The sequence below is a fragment of the Diaminobutyricibacter sp. McL0608 genome, assembly GCF_039613825.1.
Taxonomy (GTDB): Bacteria; Actinomycetota; Actinomycetes; order Actinomycetales; family Microbacteriaceae; genus Diaminobutyricibacter.
On record NZ_CP154826.1, the window covers coordinates 3,246,036 to 3,263,584 of the forward strand.

Here is a 17,549-nt window from a genome sequence, read left to right on the forward strand (position 1 = left end):
GCGGCCACAATCAGTCCAGGTGGAAGATCTCGGGAAGCTCTTTCCACCATTCGCCCTCGAGGCGGTCGTCGACCGGCCTCTGAAGGGGCATGCAGACCGCCCACCATTCCTGGGTCACCGGGTCTGCAGCCATCGAGGCCATGTCACGATCGAAGTCGCTGCCCGCGTACTCCATGTACGAGAACAAGAGCTCGCCGTATCGGTAGATCGAGTAGTTGACCACGTTGTTCGCTGACAGGCACGCGAGAACGCTCGGCCACACATGCGCATGTAGGCGCTCGTACTCCTCAACGCTCTCGGCGGGCAGTCCTATGACCGAGGCGATCCGTTTCATCAACGTTCCTTTCTGGCGGCTGACATCAGGTCGGCGAGCGCTTGCGGTGGCCCGTCCAACCATTCACCTTCCCACCCGACGCCCGGGAGGGTCGGTACGTGCACGAAACCGTCCGCATCGACTTCGCTGGGCCGGCGAACGGGATTCGAGTCGATGAGGGATTCGTAGTATGTGGTGTTGCTGATCGACATGCAGAGGTGGCGGTTGGCGATGCCTCCGCCATGCACCTCGGCACGCAGAAGGAAGGACTCCGCAAGGTGCGCTGTGCGCATCGCGCCGGTGAAGCCGCCGCGAAGGTGGGTTCCCGTTCGCACTGCTGCCGCGCATCCCGCAGCGATGAAATCGGCCGTCTTCATGTGGGCTCCTTCAGCGACTTCAGCGACGATCAGCGGCACGTCGACCCGCTCGGCGAGCCGCTGATAGGCCGTGACGCTGAATTCGCGCATCGGCTCCTCGTACCAGAGGTAGTCCGCAGAGCTGAGAGCCCTACCCAGGTAGGTGGCGTCGAGCAGGTCGAAACCGGCCGAGCCGTCGTACATGAGCGGCACCTCCGCGCCGACGTGCTCACGCAGCGCTTCGGCGAGGCGGGCGTCTCGCCGTACATCCCCCCACGCGTGGAGCTTGATCGCCGAATATCCGAGTCCAAGGCACTGGTCGGCGACAGCGAGATACTCTTCGATCGAACCGAAGGTCACTGTCGACGCGTAAGCCGGCAATGATTCGCGGAATGAACCCAGCAGCTTGTAGACCGGCAGACCGACATCCTTTCCAGCGAGGTCCCACAGCGCGACGTCGACGACACCCTGCACCCAGACGGGGAACCGCTCGATCCTGTCGAGCTCCCAGACACGGTGCCACAGGAACTCGCGTGCGATCGGGTCCTGGCCGAGCAGTTCCCCGCATAGCCTTCGGTCGACGACATCCTGGAGGATCGCGCCGCGCAGGGTGAACCCCAGCCCTGCCACCCCTTCATCAGTGCGGATGACAAGCCAGGCACCGTCGAGTTCCGGCTCGGATCCTGGCAGGCCGTCGCGCCAGATGAACGCGGGGCTGTGGGCCGGGATGGTGACGCGCACGACGTCGACTGCAGTGATCTTCACAGAGAATGCTCCGATCAGCTCTTGACGGATCCGGCAAGTACGCCACGCACAAGCAGCTTCGACGACGCCAGGAAGACAATCAGGATCGGGATGCTCAGGATCAGACCCGCGAGCGCGATCTCCGGTCGCCCGATCACGCTCTGCTCGGCCCCGTTGCCCGGGTTCAGTGCGGGCGTGGAGCTGAACAGCACGCCGAGTCCGACCGGGAGGGTGAAGTTGCTGGCGGAACCGAGGAGAACGTAAGGGAGGAAGTAGTTCACCCACGTCGCGCTGAAGCTGAAGAATGCGAGCATCCCGAGCAGCCCTTTGGACAGGGGCAGGGCGACCCTGAAGAACGTCGCGAACTCCCCCGCGCCGTCCACGCGCGCAGCCTCGTACAGTTCAGTGGGAATCGAGGTCGTGAAATAGATGTACGCGAGGAAGACACCGAACGGGTAGAACGAACTGGTGAGGATGACTGCCGCGGGCGTGTCGAACAGTTGCAGGTTCGAGATCTCGATGAAGAGCGGGAGCACCAGCGCGACCGGTGGAATGATCATCGCGATCAGCGTGGTGACGAGCAGGGTCCGCTTGAACGGCAGTGCCGTCGCAGCGAGCGCGTACCCGGCGAGGATCGCGGTGATGCAGGAGATTCCGACGATCGCGACCGTGTACAGCACAGAGTTGAGGAGCCACTGCAGCACGACGCCGTCCTGGAAGGTGAGCAGGTGCTGCCACGCGACCCCGTAGTTGCCGAAATCGCCGAAGGAGAAGGGGTTGTCGTCGTTGAGCTGCGTGGCGGACTTCGATGGCGCGAGGAGCAGCCAGATCATGGGGATGATGCTGAAGAGGCTGTAGAGCACCAGCACCACCCATACGCCGGCGCGTCCCGCGTTTCCGGCTGGGGTTCGCTTCTGTCTTTCCCTGGGCCGAGTTGTTGGCCGCTGGGCTGATGGGGCTTCGTCGAGGATGGTGGTTGTCATTTCTCTTTCACTCCTACGCCGTCGAAGAAATCTGTGCGGAAGATGACGACGAGTGCGCCGACGAGGCAGACCAGAAGGAGCATGAGCGACAGGGCGGCTGCTCCGCCGAGGTTGTTCGACTGGAATGCGAAGGTGTAGCTGAGCTGGTTGAGCGACCAGTTCGAGGCCAGGCCGGGATACACCGACGCGGAGATGAGCTGCGGTTCGACGAACACCTGCAGGCCCGCAGCGAATACCAGGATGCCCATGTACACGAGGTATTTGCGGATCAGCGGCAGTTTGATCCGCCAGCCGATCTGCCAGGCATTCGCCCCGTCGATCCGCGCGGCCTCGAGGATGTCGTCAGAGATCGACTGCAGCGACCCGTACTGAACGACGATCCAGTTGCCGGCGCCCGTGAAGAAGGCCATCAACACGAAGATCCAGGCGAGGTTCTCAGCGCGCCAAATCTGGCCGCCCTGGGTGATGCCCAGTGCGTGGAGCACGTCGCGGTACGGGCTCAGGTTCGGCTCGAGAAGGAAGTACCAGACGAGAACGGACGTGGCGCCGGTGAGGGATGCGGGCACGATGTAGACGAGTCGGAGCGGGAGGTTCCAGCGGCCCTGCACAGTGTCAAGGAGGAGAGACATGAGAGCGACCACGATGAGCATCAGTGGCACGTAGAGGAGCAGGAAGATACCGACATTGACGAGTGCGGGCAGGAAACGGAAGTCCTGCAGGACGTTCAGAGAGTTGAGGATGCCGCCGTCGGGGTTGATAGGGGTCGCTTTTACTGAGGTGGTGGCCGATACGACAATCGGAACGACACCGAACGCCACGAGCAGCACGAGGTACGGCGTGAACATGATCGCCCCGGCGAGGAGGCTCTTCTTCGTTGCTTTCGAGCGCGACACTGCGACCCTTTCGTTGAGGTAGAACTGTGCGGCGCCGGGAGCCCGACCCCCCGGCGCCGCACGGTCGATCTATTCGGTGACGACCTTGTACCCGGACTGCGGGGCGAGTTGCTGCAGCGAGGTTGCGAAATCATTCAGCGCGGTTTCGAGGGACTTTCCGCTGTTGATGTCCGCCTGCAGCTTCGTCCCGACCTGAGCCTCGAACGCGAAGCGGACTGGGCGGTTGACCTGGTCGATCTTCGGCGCCTGCTCCGACATCGGCGTGTAGACGTTGCTCGCGTAGTAGGGGTCGGCCGCGATGCGCGTCTCCCACAGCTTGTTCGCCGGTCCGTAGGCCGGGAACGTCGGTGACGGGGTGGTCGCCGCAGCCGATGTGGTCAGCCATACCGCCGCGTCGGCGGCAGCCTGCGGGAATTTCGAGTGCGAGGAGACCGTGAAGACTCCGCCGCCCCACGCGCCGGACGTGTTCGTGTCTGCGCCATCCCATTTCGGCTGCGGAGCAGCGGCGATCTCGCCGGCCGGAACGCCCCACGACGTCGGCGCCTTGATGACGAAGTCACCGAACCACGACGGGCCAAGCGTCATCGCCACCTTGTCCTTCTTGGCGACGTTCTTGATGAATCCAGCGTCGAAGCTCGAGCGCTTGTCTAGAACCCCCGCATCGAGAAGGGGCTGGGCCAGTTGCGCGACTCGCGTGCACTCCGGAGCGTTCGGGGCGATCCGCACGGTGTTCTTCGAGGGGAGTGCCGACAGCGGGCACGAACTGGACTGAAGGAACGATGCCCAGTAGTTCTCGTCGCCGATCGCGCCTGCGGAGTATCCCGTGCCCTTCAGCTTCATCGCGGTGGCCGCGAATTCGTCCATTGTTGTCGGCACCGTCAGGCCGAGCTGTTTGAAGATCTTGGTGTTGTACCAGAGCACCGTCTGGGCCAGATCGTTCTTCAGGCAGTAGAACTTTCCGTTGAACTTGCAGTAGTCGTTTGCGACGCCGAAGCCGTCCATGACCTTCTTCGAGACCAGGTGGGTCAGGTCGGCTGCATAGCCGTTGCTGGGATCGACGAACTGCGCCGTGTCCGAGGCCGTGCCGAAGATCACGTCGGGCCAACCGCTCTTGGTCTGGTTGTGGAGGGCGATTTTGGTCTGCGCGTCGGCCTGGGCGATGACCTCGATCTTGATGTCCTCTTTGCCTGCCATGAGCTTCTTGTAAGCCTGGGCCTGTGGGACACGCGGCGTGTCCACCCAGAGCAGGAGGCTCGGCTTGGCGCCGCTTGTTCCTGAGGTTGTCGTCGGTGCGCACGCCGCGAGGCTTAAAGCCAGGATCGCAACGAGCCCGATGGCCAGTTTCTTCATAGGTGCTCCCGTTCGTGCTGTGAAGGAACGAAAGAAAGCACCTTCGCTCCGATTCGTAATACTACATGATTTCTCGAAATCCTATAGTCTTTTGTTTATCGACCGATCGTGAGCGTAACTCTGCGATCTACGAATCGCGCGATAGCTTTGATGATGAGAAGTGAGACAGGAGACGCATTGGCTACCGATTTGGCCAGACGCACCGCAGCCGGCCCCCGCCGCCAGGTTTTGGCCGACGGCACCTACGGCGCGATCAAGGCGATGATCCTCGACCACGAGATCGCGCCAGGCGAACACGTCGGTATCGATGAGCTGGCCCGCGACCTGTCCGTTTCGCAGACGCCCGTGCGGGAAGCGCTCGCACGGCTCGAATCCGACGGGCTCGTGACGAAGATTCCCCTGCGCGGGTATGAAGCGACGAATCTTCTCTCGGTTCAGCAGTTCGACGAACTCTTCCACTTTCGCACTCTCATCGAGCCGTGGGCCGCTGCCGAGGCGTCTCATCGCAGCACCCGTCTCGAAATCGAAGCCATCAAAGCCGAACTCGATCGCGCCCAGCGCGGCTCGATCGATCCTGAGACAGCCACCTACGCTTCATTCATCGAACACGACACCCGGTTCCACACCCTGGTGGCGAAGGCTTCGGGCAATCCATTCGTTGAAGACGCTTTCATCCGAACTCACTGCCATCTCCACTTGTTCCGGGTGTACAAAGCGGCGATGAGCGAAGACCAAGACCGACGCAGCGACGCCAGCTTCGTGAGAAACATGTTCGAGGAGTATTACAGCGCAGGCAGGTTCCCGCTTGCGCTGACAGAGCACGCGGAGATCGCCGCTGCGATTGCAGGAGGCCGCGCTGACACGGCGCGCGATCTCATGCTCGACCACATCGAGTCATCCCGGCTCCGATTCATTCCGGCGGTCGAGGCGCTCAACGCACGAGGCTGACTACAGGACGCGGTGCCGATCCCACACCGCACGCAGTGATGCACCTGCAAGGAGTTCGGCAAGGACCGTGGATTCGCTCGACGCTCGCGCACGAGCGATCGCCAGGACCTCCTCCTCTTGCCGCTGTGGGATCACCACTGTTCCGTCGTCGTCCGCCATCACCAGATCGCCATCGCCGATCGAGACCCCTCCGATGGTGACCGCGGCGCGCGTCTCGATGATCCCCATTCGACGGCGGTAATCGATCGGGCGACGGGAACGCGAGAAGGCCGGAAAGCCCATCGCCGCGATCTTTTCCGTGTCACGCAGGTTTCCATCGGTGACCACGCCGAGCGCGCCGGCGCCGATCGCTGCTGCACTGAAAAGCTCCCCCAGAAGGCGGACTCATTGCTTTCTCCGGTTGCGATCACCACGACTTGTCCGGGTCCCAGTGAGTCGATGAATTCGATCGACGTACCGTATGGGTCGTTCGGCTCATCGTGCTCGCTCGGCCCGAACCGCGCTGTTGCCGCACGTCCGAAGGTGCGCGATCCGGCCACTAACGGGGCGAGGCGAGTCTCGAGCACTTGGGTTCGGAGTCCGCAGCTGTCAAGCGCATCGCTCACCATGGCCGTCGTCAGGCGAGCATCGCGTATCTGGTCTTCAAATTTCTTCATACGCCCTCCAGAGACAATCGATTTAACGACAAACATTGCAGTCGTCGAGTTGTTTCCTATAGCTTTAGCCAAAATCCTATAGCAATGCTGAGGATGTCACTACCGCACTGTTCGAACTACAAGGGGGTAGCTCATGAAGAACCATCCGCGCACTCGCGCATTGATCACCGCAGTGGGGCTTGTAACCGCACTGACCGCGATGGCTTTGGTGGGAGCCTCGCCCGCCATCGCCTCAAACGCAGTCCAGGTCACCTATTACGCTTCTCCGTCCGGATCTGGAACGGCATGTGCGAGCGCCCACCCGTGCTCGCTCGAGGGCGCTCGAGACCAGGTGCGCTTGGTCGACTCGAACATGACAGGCGACATCGTCGTGAAGCTCGAAACCGGCACCTATCTGGTTGGTTCGACCTTTCAGCTGGCCGAGAGCGGAACAATCCACGACTCCGGGACGAACGGTTTCACCATCCGCTATGAAGCGGATGCCGGAGCCACCCCGTTATTCAGTGGCGAACGATCAATCACGAATTTCACGGTCTCCAGCGGAACCGGGACGTCGACGATCTATCAGGCGTCACTTCCCTCCGCCGATTTTCCGTCGAACTTCAATTCGCGCGACCTGTACGTGAACGGAGTGCGAGCGATCCGGGCGCGTTCCAGTATCAATCCCGCCGGATTCTCTGTCGGTGACGATATCAACACCCCGGCCTGGACCGTTGCGACGACCGGCGAGTTCACTGGCATCGCATCATGGTCGAATCAGAGTGACATGGAGATCGTCAGCCAGCACTCGTGGAAGCTCAACCGCTACGAGATCTCCTCGATAAGTGGTTCTACGGCCACGATGGCGACGGCAGGTTGGACTGACGCGTTCACGCAGGCCGGGTACCACCCCGACAACTCAGGAGTCTCCTGGGTGGAGAACGCGAAAGCCTTCCTCGACGCTCCCGGTGAGTGGTATCTGGACCGAACCGCGCACACGTTGTACTACATGCCTCGGGCAGGCGAGAACCTGTCCACGGCGAATGTGGACTTCGGCGGCACGCCCGAGCTCGTCGACGGCGCTGGCTCCTCCGCGACCCCCCTGCACAACGTGACGTTCGACGGCATCACCTTCGAATACGACAGCTGGATCGGTCCGAACGACGGAAGCGGTTACGCCGACTTCCAGTCGGGTGCGATCTATCACGCCCCTGGTGACTGGGCGAACGCGAACTACGAGACACCAGCCGGCGTCAGCTTCGAATACGCCGCCTACGTCACTGTGAAGAACTGCACATTCAGCCACATGTCGAACGCGGCAGTCTCCTTCGGCGCCGGCGTGAAGGACAGCCGGATCGACTCCAATGCATTCAGTGACATCGGTGGCAACGGTATCGATCTCGGAGGAATCACTGTCGCTGACCACACCCCAACGGATGCGGCGGCAATTACTCGGAACGACACCGTCTCGAACAACACGATCACCACCGTGGGAGCTGCCTACTACGACAACTCGGCGATCGCCGTCGGCTACACCCAGGCGGCAGACATCGCCCACAACACCCTCCACAACCTGCCATACACCGGCATCACGCTCGGCTGGGGCTGGGGCTACGAAGACACACTCGGAGCCCCCATCCCCAAGAACAACCTTGTGCGCGGCAACCAGATCTACGACTTCAACAAGGCTCTCAACGACGGCGGCGGCATCTACACACTCGGCGACCAGCCCGGAACCATGGTCGTCGACAATTACATCTACGGCGACGTTCTCCAATACTCGAACCTCTACCGAGACAACGGTTCCGGCTTCATCACGGACACAAACAATGTGGTGAGCAAAGTCGGTACGAGCATGAACACGTGGTATTTCACCAACGTCGGGAGCGGCGGATACTGGAACGCACACGACAACGTCAGCCAGGGGAACTACTTCTCAGCCGGCATGACGAACAGCGGAGCCAGCGGCCAGAACACGGTCGGATCCAACACCTCGGTAGCAATGTCGGGGGGCGTTTATCAATGGCCGACAGGAGCGTTGAACGTCATCGACCAGTCGGGTGTGGGCGGCGCGAATATCACCCCAGTCGGCGAAGTACCGCTCTCGCAGGGTAAGGCCGCGACCGCATCCTCGATGTACTCATCGACGTACGATGCGTCCAAGGCGGTGGATGGGGACTCGACCACGCGCTGGGCTCAGGCGAGCGGCGCCGCTGATCCCTCCTGGCTCCAGGTCGACCTCGGCGCCACGTATTCGATCACTCGAATCAATACAGCCGCGTACATGATGAGCGGGCACGGTATGAAATACAAGATCGAATCCTCCACCGATGGAACGACGTGGGCCGATTACGCCACCCATACCGCGCAGTACACGGCTCCAGCCGAAGACATGCCCGCCGGCCAGGTCCTGGCACGCTACGTGAGGATCACCTTCATCGACACGCAGCATCAGGGCGGGAGCATCTACCAGTTCGACGTCTACGGGACGAGCCCGCCACCGCTGTCTCAAGGAAAGACCGCGACCGCATCCTCGATCTATTCGTCGACATATGACGCATCCAAGGCGGTTGATGGCGACACGACCACACGGTGGGCGCAGGCGAGTGGGGCAGCAGACCCATCCTGGCTCGAGGTCGATCTCGGTGCGAACCATTCAGTGACGAGCATCACGACGCTCGCGTACCTGACCAACCCCGTCCGCTACAAGATCGAGTACTCGACGGACAACTCGTCCTGGACCAGCTTCGCCGACCACCAGGGTACAGACACCACGCCCGGAACGGATGCGGCGCCAGGCGGATCGGTGACAGCCAGGTACCTGAGAATCACCCTGACGAACACGCACAGCCAGGGAGGAAGCATCTACGAATTCGACGTCAACGGCACCTAGAAAGACGAGTAGGGAAGGACCTCGTGATCGCGAGATCGCGGGGTCCTTTTTCGCAGGCGGTTCCCAGTCACAGCATCACCTCGTTCCGGCACACCTGTGTGGTTCTTGTGTGGACGGCCATTAGGACGATCGACCACGATGATCCGAATGGAGAATCGAGCGATGACATCGGTGGCGGCCCCAATACGGCGCGCTGATGGTGCCGCTGACTGTTCTTACACTTTCGCGTCCTGAGGCGCCAGCGAACTCGATAGGACGCCGTATTCGCTTCGCACCCGAACCGTTGTGCCGGCTCGTTTGACCACGTCCCCATCGATGAGGAGCTTAGTGCCGCTCACAATTATGGCCTCTATTGCGATCGACCCGCCTTTGACCGTGAGCTCGCCGGTGACGACGTCGCCGCGCGCGCCCTGTGACCAGGTGCCCCATGCTGAACCCGTCGACCAGAAGGTACCTCCCTCTGGGGCGGCAAGATCGATCGTGAAAGTGCGGGATCTTCCGTTGTACTCAAAGCCGTTCCATGCGACGAATGCAGACCAGCTCGCCATTGCCCGCGAATAGTGGTGACCGCATTCTGCCTCGTTGAAAGGATTGCGGCGGAGGCCGTTGTAGCGCGACCGAATTGCGTCGATCACGGTTACCGCGTCTTCTCGGTTGCCATCTTGGATCATGCCGACGGCGGCGGTGTATTCGAATCCAGTCATGACCTCGCTGAAATAAGGAAAGGGACGCGATGGCCGCTTGCCTTCCTCGTAGGTGCACATCAGCAGGCCTGACTCGTCCCCGAGAACAAAGCTGCGCATGTGGTTGAAATGATCATGGAAATCGCGCCGGAAATTACGCTCGAAAATGGTGTTCAGAGTGGTTGCCACGTGGTCCGAGTCGAGAACTCCTCCGAGCCCCGCCAGACGCGACGCGTATTGGCCAACCAGTTGGTCGACGAGCACGCCATCGCCGAGTTGGAGGTCGGGGTCCTCCAGCGACCTGGAGCCCATGGTCGCATGACGCAAGCCGTTGGCAATGAAACCATCGGGCCCCACGGGACGGATCTCGTGTCGATAGTAAGAACCGGTAAACAGCGAGTCATCAATCCACTTGGATCCCGACACAAAGAGGTTGTGGCATTTGTCGGCGAACTCGTCGTCCCCCATCGCTCGCGCCATTTCGGTACACGCGCGGAGTGCTGCCAGATACCAGGTCCCCATCTGTGGATTGGGGCCGAAATACTCGACATCCATCGTGTTGTGCTGGCAGCCCTCCATAACTCCGTCCTGGTCGGCATCCCAGCCCCCCGGAATCCATGCGAACTCAAGTGATTTTCGCGCTGCGGGCCAGAGCCGAGCTAGACGCGAGTTATCGCCGCTCAGCGTCCAGTCGTGATAAAGGTGAACAAGAGTGGCCATCTGACCATCTGCTGCAGCAGTTTCCCACTTCTGACTCTCGGATATCGGCAGTCCAACGCGGAAGGACATCAGCCCATTGTCATGGGTGGCGAGCTCGTACTGTGTCTCGCGAAAGGACCATGCCAGATCAGCGAACCAGTAGGAGGTTGCAAATTCGTAGGCCCAGACATGGTTGCACGTTCCAAAACATGATCCCACCTTGTCCATGACTCCCTCCCAGGCATAGAACCGGCCGTCCGAAGTTCGAAAGACCGTCGGGCTTCGCAAGGTGCTCAAGTTGAAAAGTGCTGCCTCCCGAATTGCGATCGGGGTTGACGAGTCGACGATGCTGGAGATCGCGGCGACCGTTTCGGCTTCTAGTTTTGGCAATGCGTCGACGGCGTCGAGCGCCGTCTGCCATGGGTCGGGGTAAGCGATCGAATAGTGGTTGCCAACTATTTCATCGGTGTAGTCGGTCTCGTCGAACAGCACGGACTCGCTATTCCAAGCGCGTCGATTTGGGAATGACCACGTTAGAAGCACGGTAAACGCGTGACTTTCACCTGCATTGATCGTGGTCGAGCTTGCCAGGGATGCAATCGGGCGCTGCGCCCTTGACTCGCGCTCGTGAAGTGCTCCGTCAGCAATGAAATCGTCCCAGAAGTCGAGAAGGGGGTTGCCCCAGGATCCATCCGCCCAGCTGGTGCGTATGGATGTGGCTGAACCCTCAGCGTGGACCATTGCCATGACGAATTCCCCGCCAGCTTCGGATCGCGGATCGAGTTCGGGTGCAGTCATACTCACGCCGATGATTCCATTGCCTCTTCTGACCTCGTTCCGATTCGCGCCGACCGATGAGTCGGTTCCATTAGCCCCAACGAAGTTCTCAATGACGCTGGCGACAGACGCAACGATTGCAGTATCGAATGTGTTGGTAACGGTGACGCGGATCGCCGCAAGTGGCCAACTGCTGGCTTCGAGGTCACCCGGAACGAGCGGATTGAAACCTCCAAGTGTTACGGCGGGGAGCGCTGCATCCTCCAGATGCACCTGCCCAAAGGGATATGCGGCCTCAAATCGGGCGCTGGAGAACCGGGGAAGCCCATGATTCGACGCGGGCGAACCCTCCATTCCCTCGAACTCGCCGTCGCCGAGTGGCCCCTCGAGAACGCGCCCGACAGTTGGAAAGCCTTCGCGCTCGATTCTGATCGCGAGGAAAGCATAACTCGGGCGGAATCCTTTGGCCGGCCTGTTACCGACTTCGAAATCCCTCAGATCGCCCCGGCCTCCTAGGCCGATAGTGCCGGTCCCGATCCCGCCAATTGGGAGGGAGATCCTGTCGAGGTGACGTCTATCGTAGCTCCGGAGGCTAGGCCAAATCGGATTGCCGGGGATCGACCGGTTTGGGGCCCGGTTGCCGTCTTTGGCGTTCATCTAACCTCTTTTGCTTCTAAGGCGAACCGCATACGCGATCACGGATGTCACGTGTTACTTCTTTGAATGAGAGGCCGCTGGTGTCCGTGACTAGGAGAGGCGCCGGAGTACCGTAAGGGCGCTGGAGTAGTCCGCCTGAGAGGCGGACATCACATCGCGCGAAGTGTCCGGGTCAGACACAATGGGGATGCCCCAGCAAGTGAGGAGCGCGCCGCGATATTCGGCGCTTCTTGACTCGTCGCGGTACGTCGCGTTGGGGTCGAGGCCGCGCAGCCGCAACCGCCGGGGTGTCTCCGAAAGCGACCGATGCGGCTCGTAGGACAGGACGACGACCTGATCCTCGTCGATGTACTGGAGTGCGGAGTAGTCGCGTCCCGGCTCGCCGCCGAGTCGATGTAGCGTACCCAGCTGCACGGTCTTGCGGATGCGCTTGTACGCCTCGATGTGCTCAGCGCTGCGTGCGAGATCGGTCTCACTCCACGACCTCAGGTCTCCGCCAAGGCCCATGCTGCCCGCCATGGCGACGTGGAAGCGATAGTCGAGGGGAATTCGTCGTCCCGTAAGCGGGTTCACCTCATCAGTCACCCAGGCGTACATAACCTGCGCAGGGTAGATCTGCGAGAACCCGCTCTGGATCACCTGCCGGTCAAGAGCGTCGGTCGCGTCGCTCGGCCACACCTGGTCGGTGCGGGCCAGGATGCCGAGATCCACCCGTCCCCCACCACCCGCACATGACTCGATCGTCAGCCAGGGATGGGCACGACGCAGTTCATCCATGATCCAATAGACCCCCCGCGTGTGTTCGATCCACACCCAATCCTGTCGGTCCGGGTCCGCGGGCCAGCCCGCTTGGGTGAACGAACGGTTCATGTCCCACTTGAGGAAGTCGACGTGGTGTTCAGAAACGAGCGCGCTGAGCCACGAGAACGCCCACTCGCGCACGTCGGGGCGCGCGAAGTTGAGCACAAGCTGTTTGCGCTGCTCGTCACGTCGGCGGCCGGGCCAGTGCAGCACCCACTCTGGTTTCTCGCGGTAGAGATCGCTGTCCGGGTTCACCATCTCGGGCTCTACCCAGAGCCCGAAGTTCATCCCCAATTCCCTGATCGTGGTGACGAACGGAGCGACACCATTGGGGAACTTGGTCGTATTGACCGTCCAATCACCGAGCCCGGATGCTGAACTGTTCCGACTGCCGAACCAGCCATCGTCCAGGACGAAGGTTTCGACGCCGATGGCTGCGGCGCGGCGAGCGAGGTCGCTCTGATTCTCCTCTGTGACGTCGAACCACGTGGCTTCCCATGCGTTGTACTCGATCGGTCGCACATTCTCTGGGCGCGGAAGGACGTGAGCTCTGACATAGTGATGCCACGCCTGGCTTGTGCCGCCGAAGCCTTCCGCGCAATAAAGCCCGAGGAAGCGCGGTGTTTCGAGCCGTTCCCCAGGCTCCAAGCGCCAGGAAAGGCCATCGTGTCCGAAGCCGCCCGTGATAGACACTCCGCCTTCAGCTCGTCGCGTTGTCGTGATGCGCCAGCTCCCACTCCACGCCAACGTAAGTGAGTGCACCTCTCCGTGCTGCTCCGTGGCTGTGCCATCGTCGATCATGACCCAGGGATCCGACTGGTGTCCTGTCGTGCCGTGCCGGCTGCCGATGGTGTGTTCACCCCGGCCGACCTCGCGTCGTTCAAGCTGATTTTCGCCGGCCCAATATCCGTGGGCGGTGGACTGACGATAACCGGTTTGGTCAGGAATGACCCAGTTAGCCGAATCGGCCCTCAGGATCTGGATAGGCTCGGGGCCCCCGTTTGCGACGGTCACCCAACGCTCGATCACGTTGCTGTCTTGGTGCACGGTGTACCGCAACTCCACTTGCAGCCCAAAGCTGCGGTCGACAAGGTGGAGCGTGAGCGTGCGGCCGACGACTTCCGAGCGTTCGTATGACAGCTCCACCGACCGCACTCCGCCGGCGAAGACAACCTGAAGCGAGGGCACTCCCCAGTGCACACCGCCGTCGACGGGCAGTTGTTCGTCGATTTCACTTGGACGCTGAAAACTGGAGAACATCCTGGTCCGCTCGCTCGGCGCGAAGTCGTTCTCCACCCCCGCCGGAAGGGTGGCGCCCCAGTACTTCTGTACAGGTGTTCCCTCTGCATCAAGGCCGACAATGTAGCTGGAGCCGGGTGTGCGCAAGTGCCACACCCTGGCGTCGCTACTCGTCAGAATCCATTCATTCAATCTCAGTCTCCTCGCAGTGGTTCAGGTCGTTCGGTGTCTTGCGCGTCGGCGCCCATCAGCGCGTTCAGAGTTCCGTCCAATCGAGGATGACTTTGCCGCCGTGTGCCGATGCTGCTGCGGCGAACCCGTCTTCCCAGCGGCTCGCCGGGAACCGGTCGGAGACGATCGAGGCGATCGCGGTGCGCAGCGTCGCGCTGGTCTGCAGCATCGCGCCCATCGCGTTCCAGGTCTCGAACATCTCACGACCGTAGATGCCCTTGAGGGTGAGCATGTGGGTGACCACGATTCCCCAGTCGACGGCGATCTGGGTCGACGGCAGGCCGAGCATCGCGATCCGTCCGCCGTGGTTCATGTTCTCGATCATCTGCGGCAGCGCGGTCGGGGCGCCGCTCATCTCGAACCCGACGTCGAAGCCTTCGCGCATGCCGAGCGCGGTCTGCGCATCCCGGATGGTCGCGTTGCGCACATCGACGGTGAAATCGGCGCCCATCCCTTCGGCGAGCGCCAGCCGGTCGGGGCTGATGTCGGTTCCGACGATGAACCGGGCGCCCACGTGGCGGGCGACCGCGATCGCCATCAGGCCGATCGGTCCGCAGCCGGCGACCAGCACATCCTCACCCACCACCGGGAACGCGAGAGCGGTGTGCACCGCGTTGCCGAGCGGGTCGAAGAGCGCACCGACGTCGGGCTCGATCGAGGAGTGATGCACCCACGCGTTGGTCGCAGGCAGCGTGAGGTATTCGGCGAAGGCGCCGTTGCGCTGCACGCCGAGGCCCTGCGTGCGGATGCACATCTGCCGGCGTCCGGCACGGCAGTTGCGGCAGGTCCCGCAGACGATGTGGCCCTCGCCGGAGACCAGGTCGCCGACAGCGACGTCGTGCACCAGCGGGCCGACCTCGACGACCTCGCCGAAGAACTCGTGCCCGGGGATCAGCGGAGCCTTGACGGCCGAGGCCGCCCAATCGTCCCAGCGCAAGATGTGCAGGTCAGTCCCGCAGATACCGGTGCGCAGCACGCGGACCTTGACATCTTCCGGCCCGGTCTCGGGCTCGGGAACGTCGATCAGTTCGAGGCCTGCTGCAGCCTCGGCTTTGTACAGCGCTTTCATTGCTTTTCCTCGCCTCGCCGGCCGAACTCAGCCGTCGTTCGATCATGACCTTGCGTCATCAGCTGATGACGCGGGTGGGCTGTCCTGCGTCGAAGTACGCGATCAGGTCCGGGTCGAGCGCGGGGACGTCGAGCGCGCATCCCGCGCCGCGCAAGGACTCGGTGGCGCATACCCCGGCAGCAACGGCAGCCCGTGCCGCGATGGGCGACGTCTCCGTGGTTCCACCGCCACGCACGAAGTCGACGAACTCACTGATCAACAAATCATCGGCACCCCCGTGACCGCCCTCAGCCTCGGGAACGACGAAAGTCTCATCGGCTGGGGCACTCGAGGCATGCCTGCGGTTCCATAACCTGACTTCGGCATTGGACTCGTCGCCGACGTTCTCGATGCGTCCTTCAGTGCCGATCACGGTGTAGTTGCGCCAGTAGTCGGGGGTGAAATGGCATTGCTGGTAGGAGGCGAGAACGCCGTTCTCGAGCACCATGTTCATCATCGAGATGTCTTCAACGTCGACCACCGGGTTGAGTCCGGTCTGTGTCGTTGGAGGCCAGTTGTCCAGACTGAACCAGTCGCGCATCCGCTCACCGGATCGGTCGCGCCTGTCGTCGATGCCGCCGTAAACACTCAAAGAGCCGAACGCCTGTACCCGGGTGCTGTACCCGCCAGCCAACCAATGGATCACATCGAGGTCATGCGCGCCCTTCTGCAGCAGGAGGCCGACAGAATGAGACCGGTCGGCGTGCCAGTCCTTGAAGTAGTAATCGCCGCCGTTGCCAACGAAATGCCGGCACCACACAGCCTTGACATCACCGATTCTGCCGTCCTGGATCAGCCGACGCATCAGAGTCACTACCGGCATGTGCCGCATGTTGTGACCCACGTAGAGACGGCTGCCCGAGCGATATGCGGCCTCCAGGATCTTGTCGCAATCCTCGATCGAGGTTGCCAGGGGCTTCTCGCAGAACACAGCAACCCCAGCCTCCAGGGCGCGGACCGCCACCGATGCGTGCTGATCGTCGGGCGTGAGAACCATCACCGCGTCCACCCCGGACGCGAGCAACTCGTCCAAGTCCGCGGTGATCATTGCATCGGGGAATGTACTGTGGGCCTCTGCCCGCGACCTCTCGTTGAGGTCGCACACCGCCGTGACTCGCGAGCCTCGTCCCGGTCTGTGCGCCTCGAGCGCGAGATGCCCCCTCAGACCGAATCCGACGACACCGATCTTTACGTCCACGAGTGTTCACTTCCTTCTTGTTTGCGATTCTGTTTGGTTGCGGTCGATTCCCTCACGATCAGCGACCACGGGAACTCGTGCACACGCCCGGGCTCCCCCTCTAGAGCGGTAGCCCTACTCACGATCACTTCGGCCTGACGGCGGTAGAAATCCTCCGGGCCGACGGTGCTCAAGGACGGCTGGATCAGACTTCCGTCCGGGGTGTTGCCGACGCCGATGACCGCGACGTCGTCGGGAACCCGCAAACCAAGCCAATGCGCAGCGCTGATCGCCGCTATCGCGGCGAAGTCAGTTGTCGCATAGACAGTTGCTGGCCGGTCATCACCCGAGAGGAGGCCAACAGCGGCGGTGAATGCACTGGCTTGGGTGTCCTCGAAGAAAGCGACGCGATCGTCGCGCACGGCCAGGCCTTTCTCGGCGAGGACATCTGCGTACACCGTGAACCGGCTGGGTACTCGGCTGTCGTAGGCGGTCCTGGTTGTCAGGCAGGCGACATCGGTGTGTTCAGTAAGGATGTGCTCGACGGCGAGACGGCAGCCGGGCAGCGCTTTCGAGCGGATCACATCAAATCCGTCCGGTTCAAGCGTCTCATCGAACACGACAAGACGCTGACCGCGAGCAACCAGGGACGCGAGCTTGCTCCGCGCACTTTCGACGTCACCGACACGGTCGACATACGCCACGTCGCATTGCAATTGCTCCAACGCGCCGAACCAGTCACCGTCGGCCTGGATCACCGTTGTCAGACTTTGGTCGTTAGCAGCGCGATTAACAGCGTCGGCGACGGCGAGCGACCACGGGTCGCTGAGCATATGTAACGACAGTTGCACAAGCCCGTTGCGGCCCGTCCGCACCGCTTGCGCTGACCGGTTTGGATGATAGTCCAAGGCGCGCGCGGCCTCGCGCACGCGTTGAGCCGTGGTCTCGGAAACCCCTGGAGCGCCTCCTGAGCGTCCGGAGAGTACGTACGAGACGGTTGCCGTCGATACGCGCGCTTCCTCGGCAACCATCCGAAGTGTGGTTCGCTTCTGTGTCATCGGG

Annotated in this window: 12 protein-coding genes and 1 pseudogene; 2 read left to right on the forward strand and 11 right to left on the reverse strand. The window is 62.0% G+C overall.

Annotated features, from left to right (window positions below):
* Window positions 1–10 precede the first annotated feature (10 nt).
* From AAYO93_RS15580 to AAYO93_RS15600, 5 genes are all read right to left on the reverse strand, one after another.
* The gene (locus AAYO93_RS15580; protein WP_345762075.1) at window positions 11–334 is read right to left on the reverse strand and encodes an L-rhamnose mutarotase; all 324 of its coding nucleotides are present in this window, start codon (window positions 332–334) and stop codon (window positions 11–13) included.
* Window positions 334–1,434, reverse strand: a complete 1,101-nt coding sequence (locus AAYO93_RS15585) for an enolase C-terminal domain-like protein (protein WP_345762076.1) — start codon at window positions 1,432–1,434, stop codon at window positions 334–336. The genes AAYO93_RS15580 and AAYO93_RS15585 overlap by 1 nt, the downstream gene beginning before the upstream one ends.
* 14 nt (window positions 1,435–1,448) lie before the next feature.
* Entirely contained in the window at window positions 1,449–2,396 is a 948-nt protein-coding gene (locus AAYO93_RS15590) for a carbohydrate ABC transporter permease (RefSeq protein WP_345762077.1), read from the reverse strand.
* The gene (locus AAYO93_RS15595; RefSeq protein WP_345762078.1) at window positions 2,393–3,289 is read right to left on the reverse strand and encodes a carbohydrate ABC transporter permease; all 897 of its coding nucleotides are present in this window, start codon (window positions 3,287–3,289) and stop codon (window positions 2,393–2,395) included. Before AAYO93_RS15595 ends, AAYO93_RS15590 begins: the two co-directional genes overlap by 4 nt.
* 69 nt (window positions 3,290–3,358) lie before the next feature.
* Window positions 3,359–4,639: an ABC transporter substrate-binding protein gene (locus AAYO93_RS15600; RefSeq protein WP_345762079.1), complete on the reverse strand. Its 1,281-nt coding sequence runs from the start codon at window positions 4,637–4,639 to the stop codon at window positions 3,359–3,361.
* A gap of 177 nt (window positions 4,640–4,816) precedes the next feature.
* Here AAYO93_RS15600 and AAYO93_RS15605 point away from each other — a divergent pair, with 177 nt between their 5' ends.
* The gene (locus tag AAYO93_RS15605) at window positions 4,817–5,587 is read left to right on the forward strand and encodes a GntR family transcriptional regulator (RefSeq protein WP_345762080.1); all 771 of its coding nucleotides are present in this window, start codon (window positions 4,817–4,819) and stop codon (window positions 5,585–5,587) included.
* Here AAYO93_RS15605 and AAYO93_RS20220 read toward each other — a convergent pair.
* A pseudogene (locus AAYO93_RS20220) lies at window positions 5,588–6,279 on the reverse strand (RraA family protein).
* Window positions 6,280–6,595: 316 nt separating this feature from the next.
* Between AAYO93_RS20220 and AAYO93_RS15615 the strand changes: the two are divergent.
* The gene (locus tag AAYO93_RS15615) at window positions 6,596–9,115 is read left to right on the forward strand and encodes a discoidin domain-containing protein (RefSeq protein ID WP_345762082.1); all 2,520 of its coding nucleotides are present in this window, start codon (window positions 6,596–6,598) and stop codon (window positions 9,113–9,115) included.
* A gap of 215 nt (window positions 9,116–9,330) precedes the next feature.
* On the opposite strand, the gene AAYO93_RS15620 is transcribed toward AAYO93_RS15615, so the two are convergent.
* From AAYO93_RS15620 to AAYO93_RS15640, 5 genes are all read right to left on the reverse strand, one after another.
* Window positions 9,331–11,931, reverse strand: coding sequence for a GH116 family glycosyl-hydrolase (locus AAYO93_RS15620; protein ID WP_345762083.1), 2,601 nt, complete (start codon window positions 11,929–11,931; stop codon window positions 9,331–9,333).
* A gap of 90 nt (window positions 11,932–12,021) precedes the next feature.
* A complete protein-coding gene (locus AAYO93_RS15625; protein WP_345762084.1) occupies window positions 12,022–14,118 on the reverse strand; it encodes an alpha-galactosidase in 2,097 nt (698 codons plus the stop codon).
* Window positions 14,119–14,227: 109 nt separating this feature from the next.
* Complete coding sequence (tdh, locus tag AAYO93_RS15630) at window positions 14,228–15,271, reverse strand: L-threonine 3-dehydrogenase (protein ID WP_345762085.1); 1,044 nt, start codon at window positions 15,269–15,271, stop codon at window positions 14,228–14,230.
* 58 nt (window positions 15,272–15,329) lie between these two features.
* On the reverse strand, window positions 15,330–16,508 hold the full coding sequence (locus AAYO93_RS15635) for a Gfo/Idh/MocA family protein (RefSeq protein ID WP_345762086.1): 1,179 nt from the start codon (window positions 16,506–16,508) through the stop codon (window positions 15,330–15,332).
* The gene (locus AAYO93_RS15640; protein WP_345762087.1) at window positions 16,499–17,545 is read right to left on the reverse strand and encodes a LacI family DNA-binding transcriptional regulator; all 1,047 of its coding nucleotides are present in this window, start codon (window positions 17,543–17,545) and stop codon (window positions 16,499–16,501) included. Before AAYO93_RS15640 ends, AAYO93_RS15635 begins: the two co-directional genes overlap by 10 nt.
* Window positions 17,546–17,549 lie beyond the last annotated feature (4 nt).

Coding starts and splice junctions, on each gene's coding strand:
- AAYO93_RS15640 (WP_345762087.1), bottom strand. CDS start 17,545: ATGACACAGAAGCGAACCACACTTCGGATGGTTGCCGAGGAAGCGCGC.
- AAYO93_RS15615 (WP_345762082.1), top strand. CDS start 6,596: ATGACAGGCGACATCGTCGTGAAGCTCGAAACCGGCACCTATCTGGTT.
- AAYO93_RS15590 (WP_345762077.1), bottom strand. CDS start 2,396: ATGACAACCACCATCCTCGACGAAGCCCCATCAGCCCAGCGGCCAACA.
- AAYO93_RS15600 (WP_345762079.1), bottom strand. CDS start 4,639: ATGAAGAAACTGGCCATCGGGCTCGTTGCGATCCTGGCTTTAAGCCTC.
- AAYO93_RS15620 (WP_345762083.1), bottom strand. CDS start 11,931: ATGAACGCCAAAGACGGCAACCGGGCCCCAAACCGGTCGATCCCCGGC.
- AAYO93_RS15580 (WP_345762075.1), bottom strand. CDS start 334: ATGAAACGGATCGCCTCGGTCATAGGACTGCCCGCCGAGAGCGTTGAG.
- tdh (WP_345762085.1), bottom strand. CDS start 15,271: ATGAAAGCGCTGTACAAAGCCGAGGCTGCAGCAGGCCTCGAACTGATC.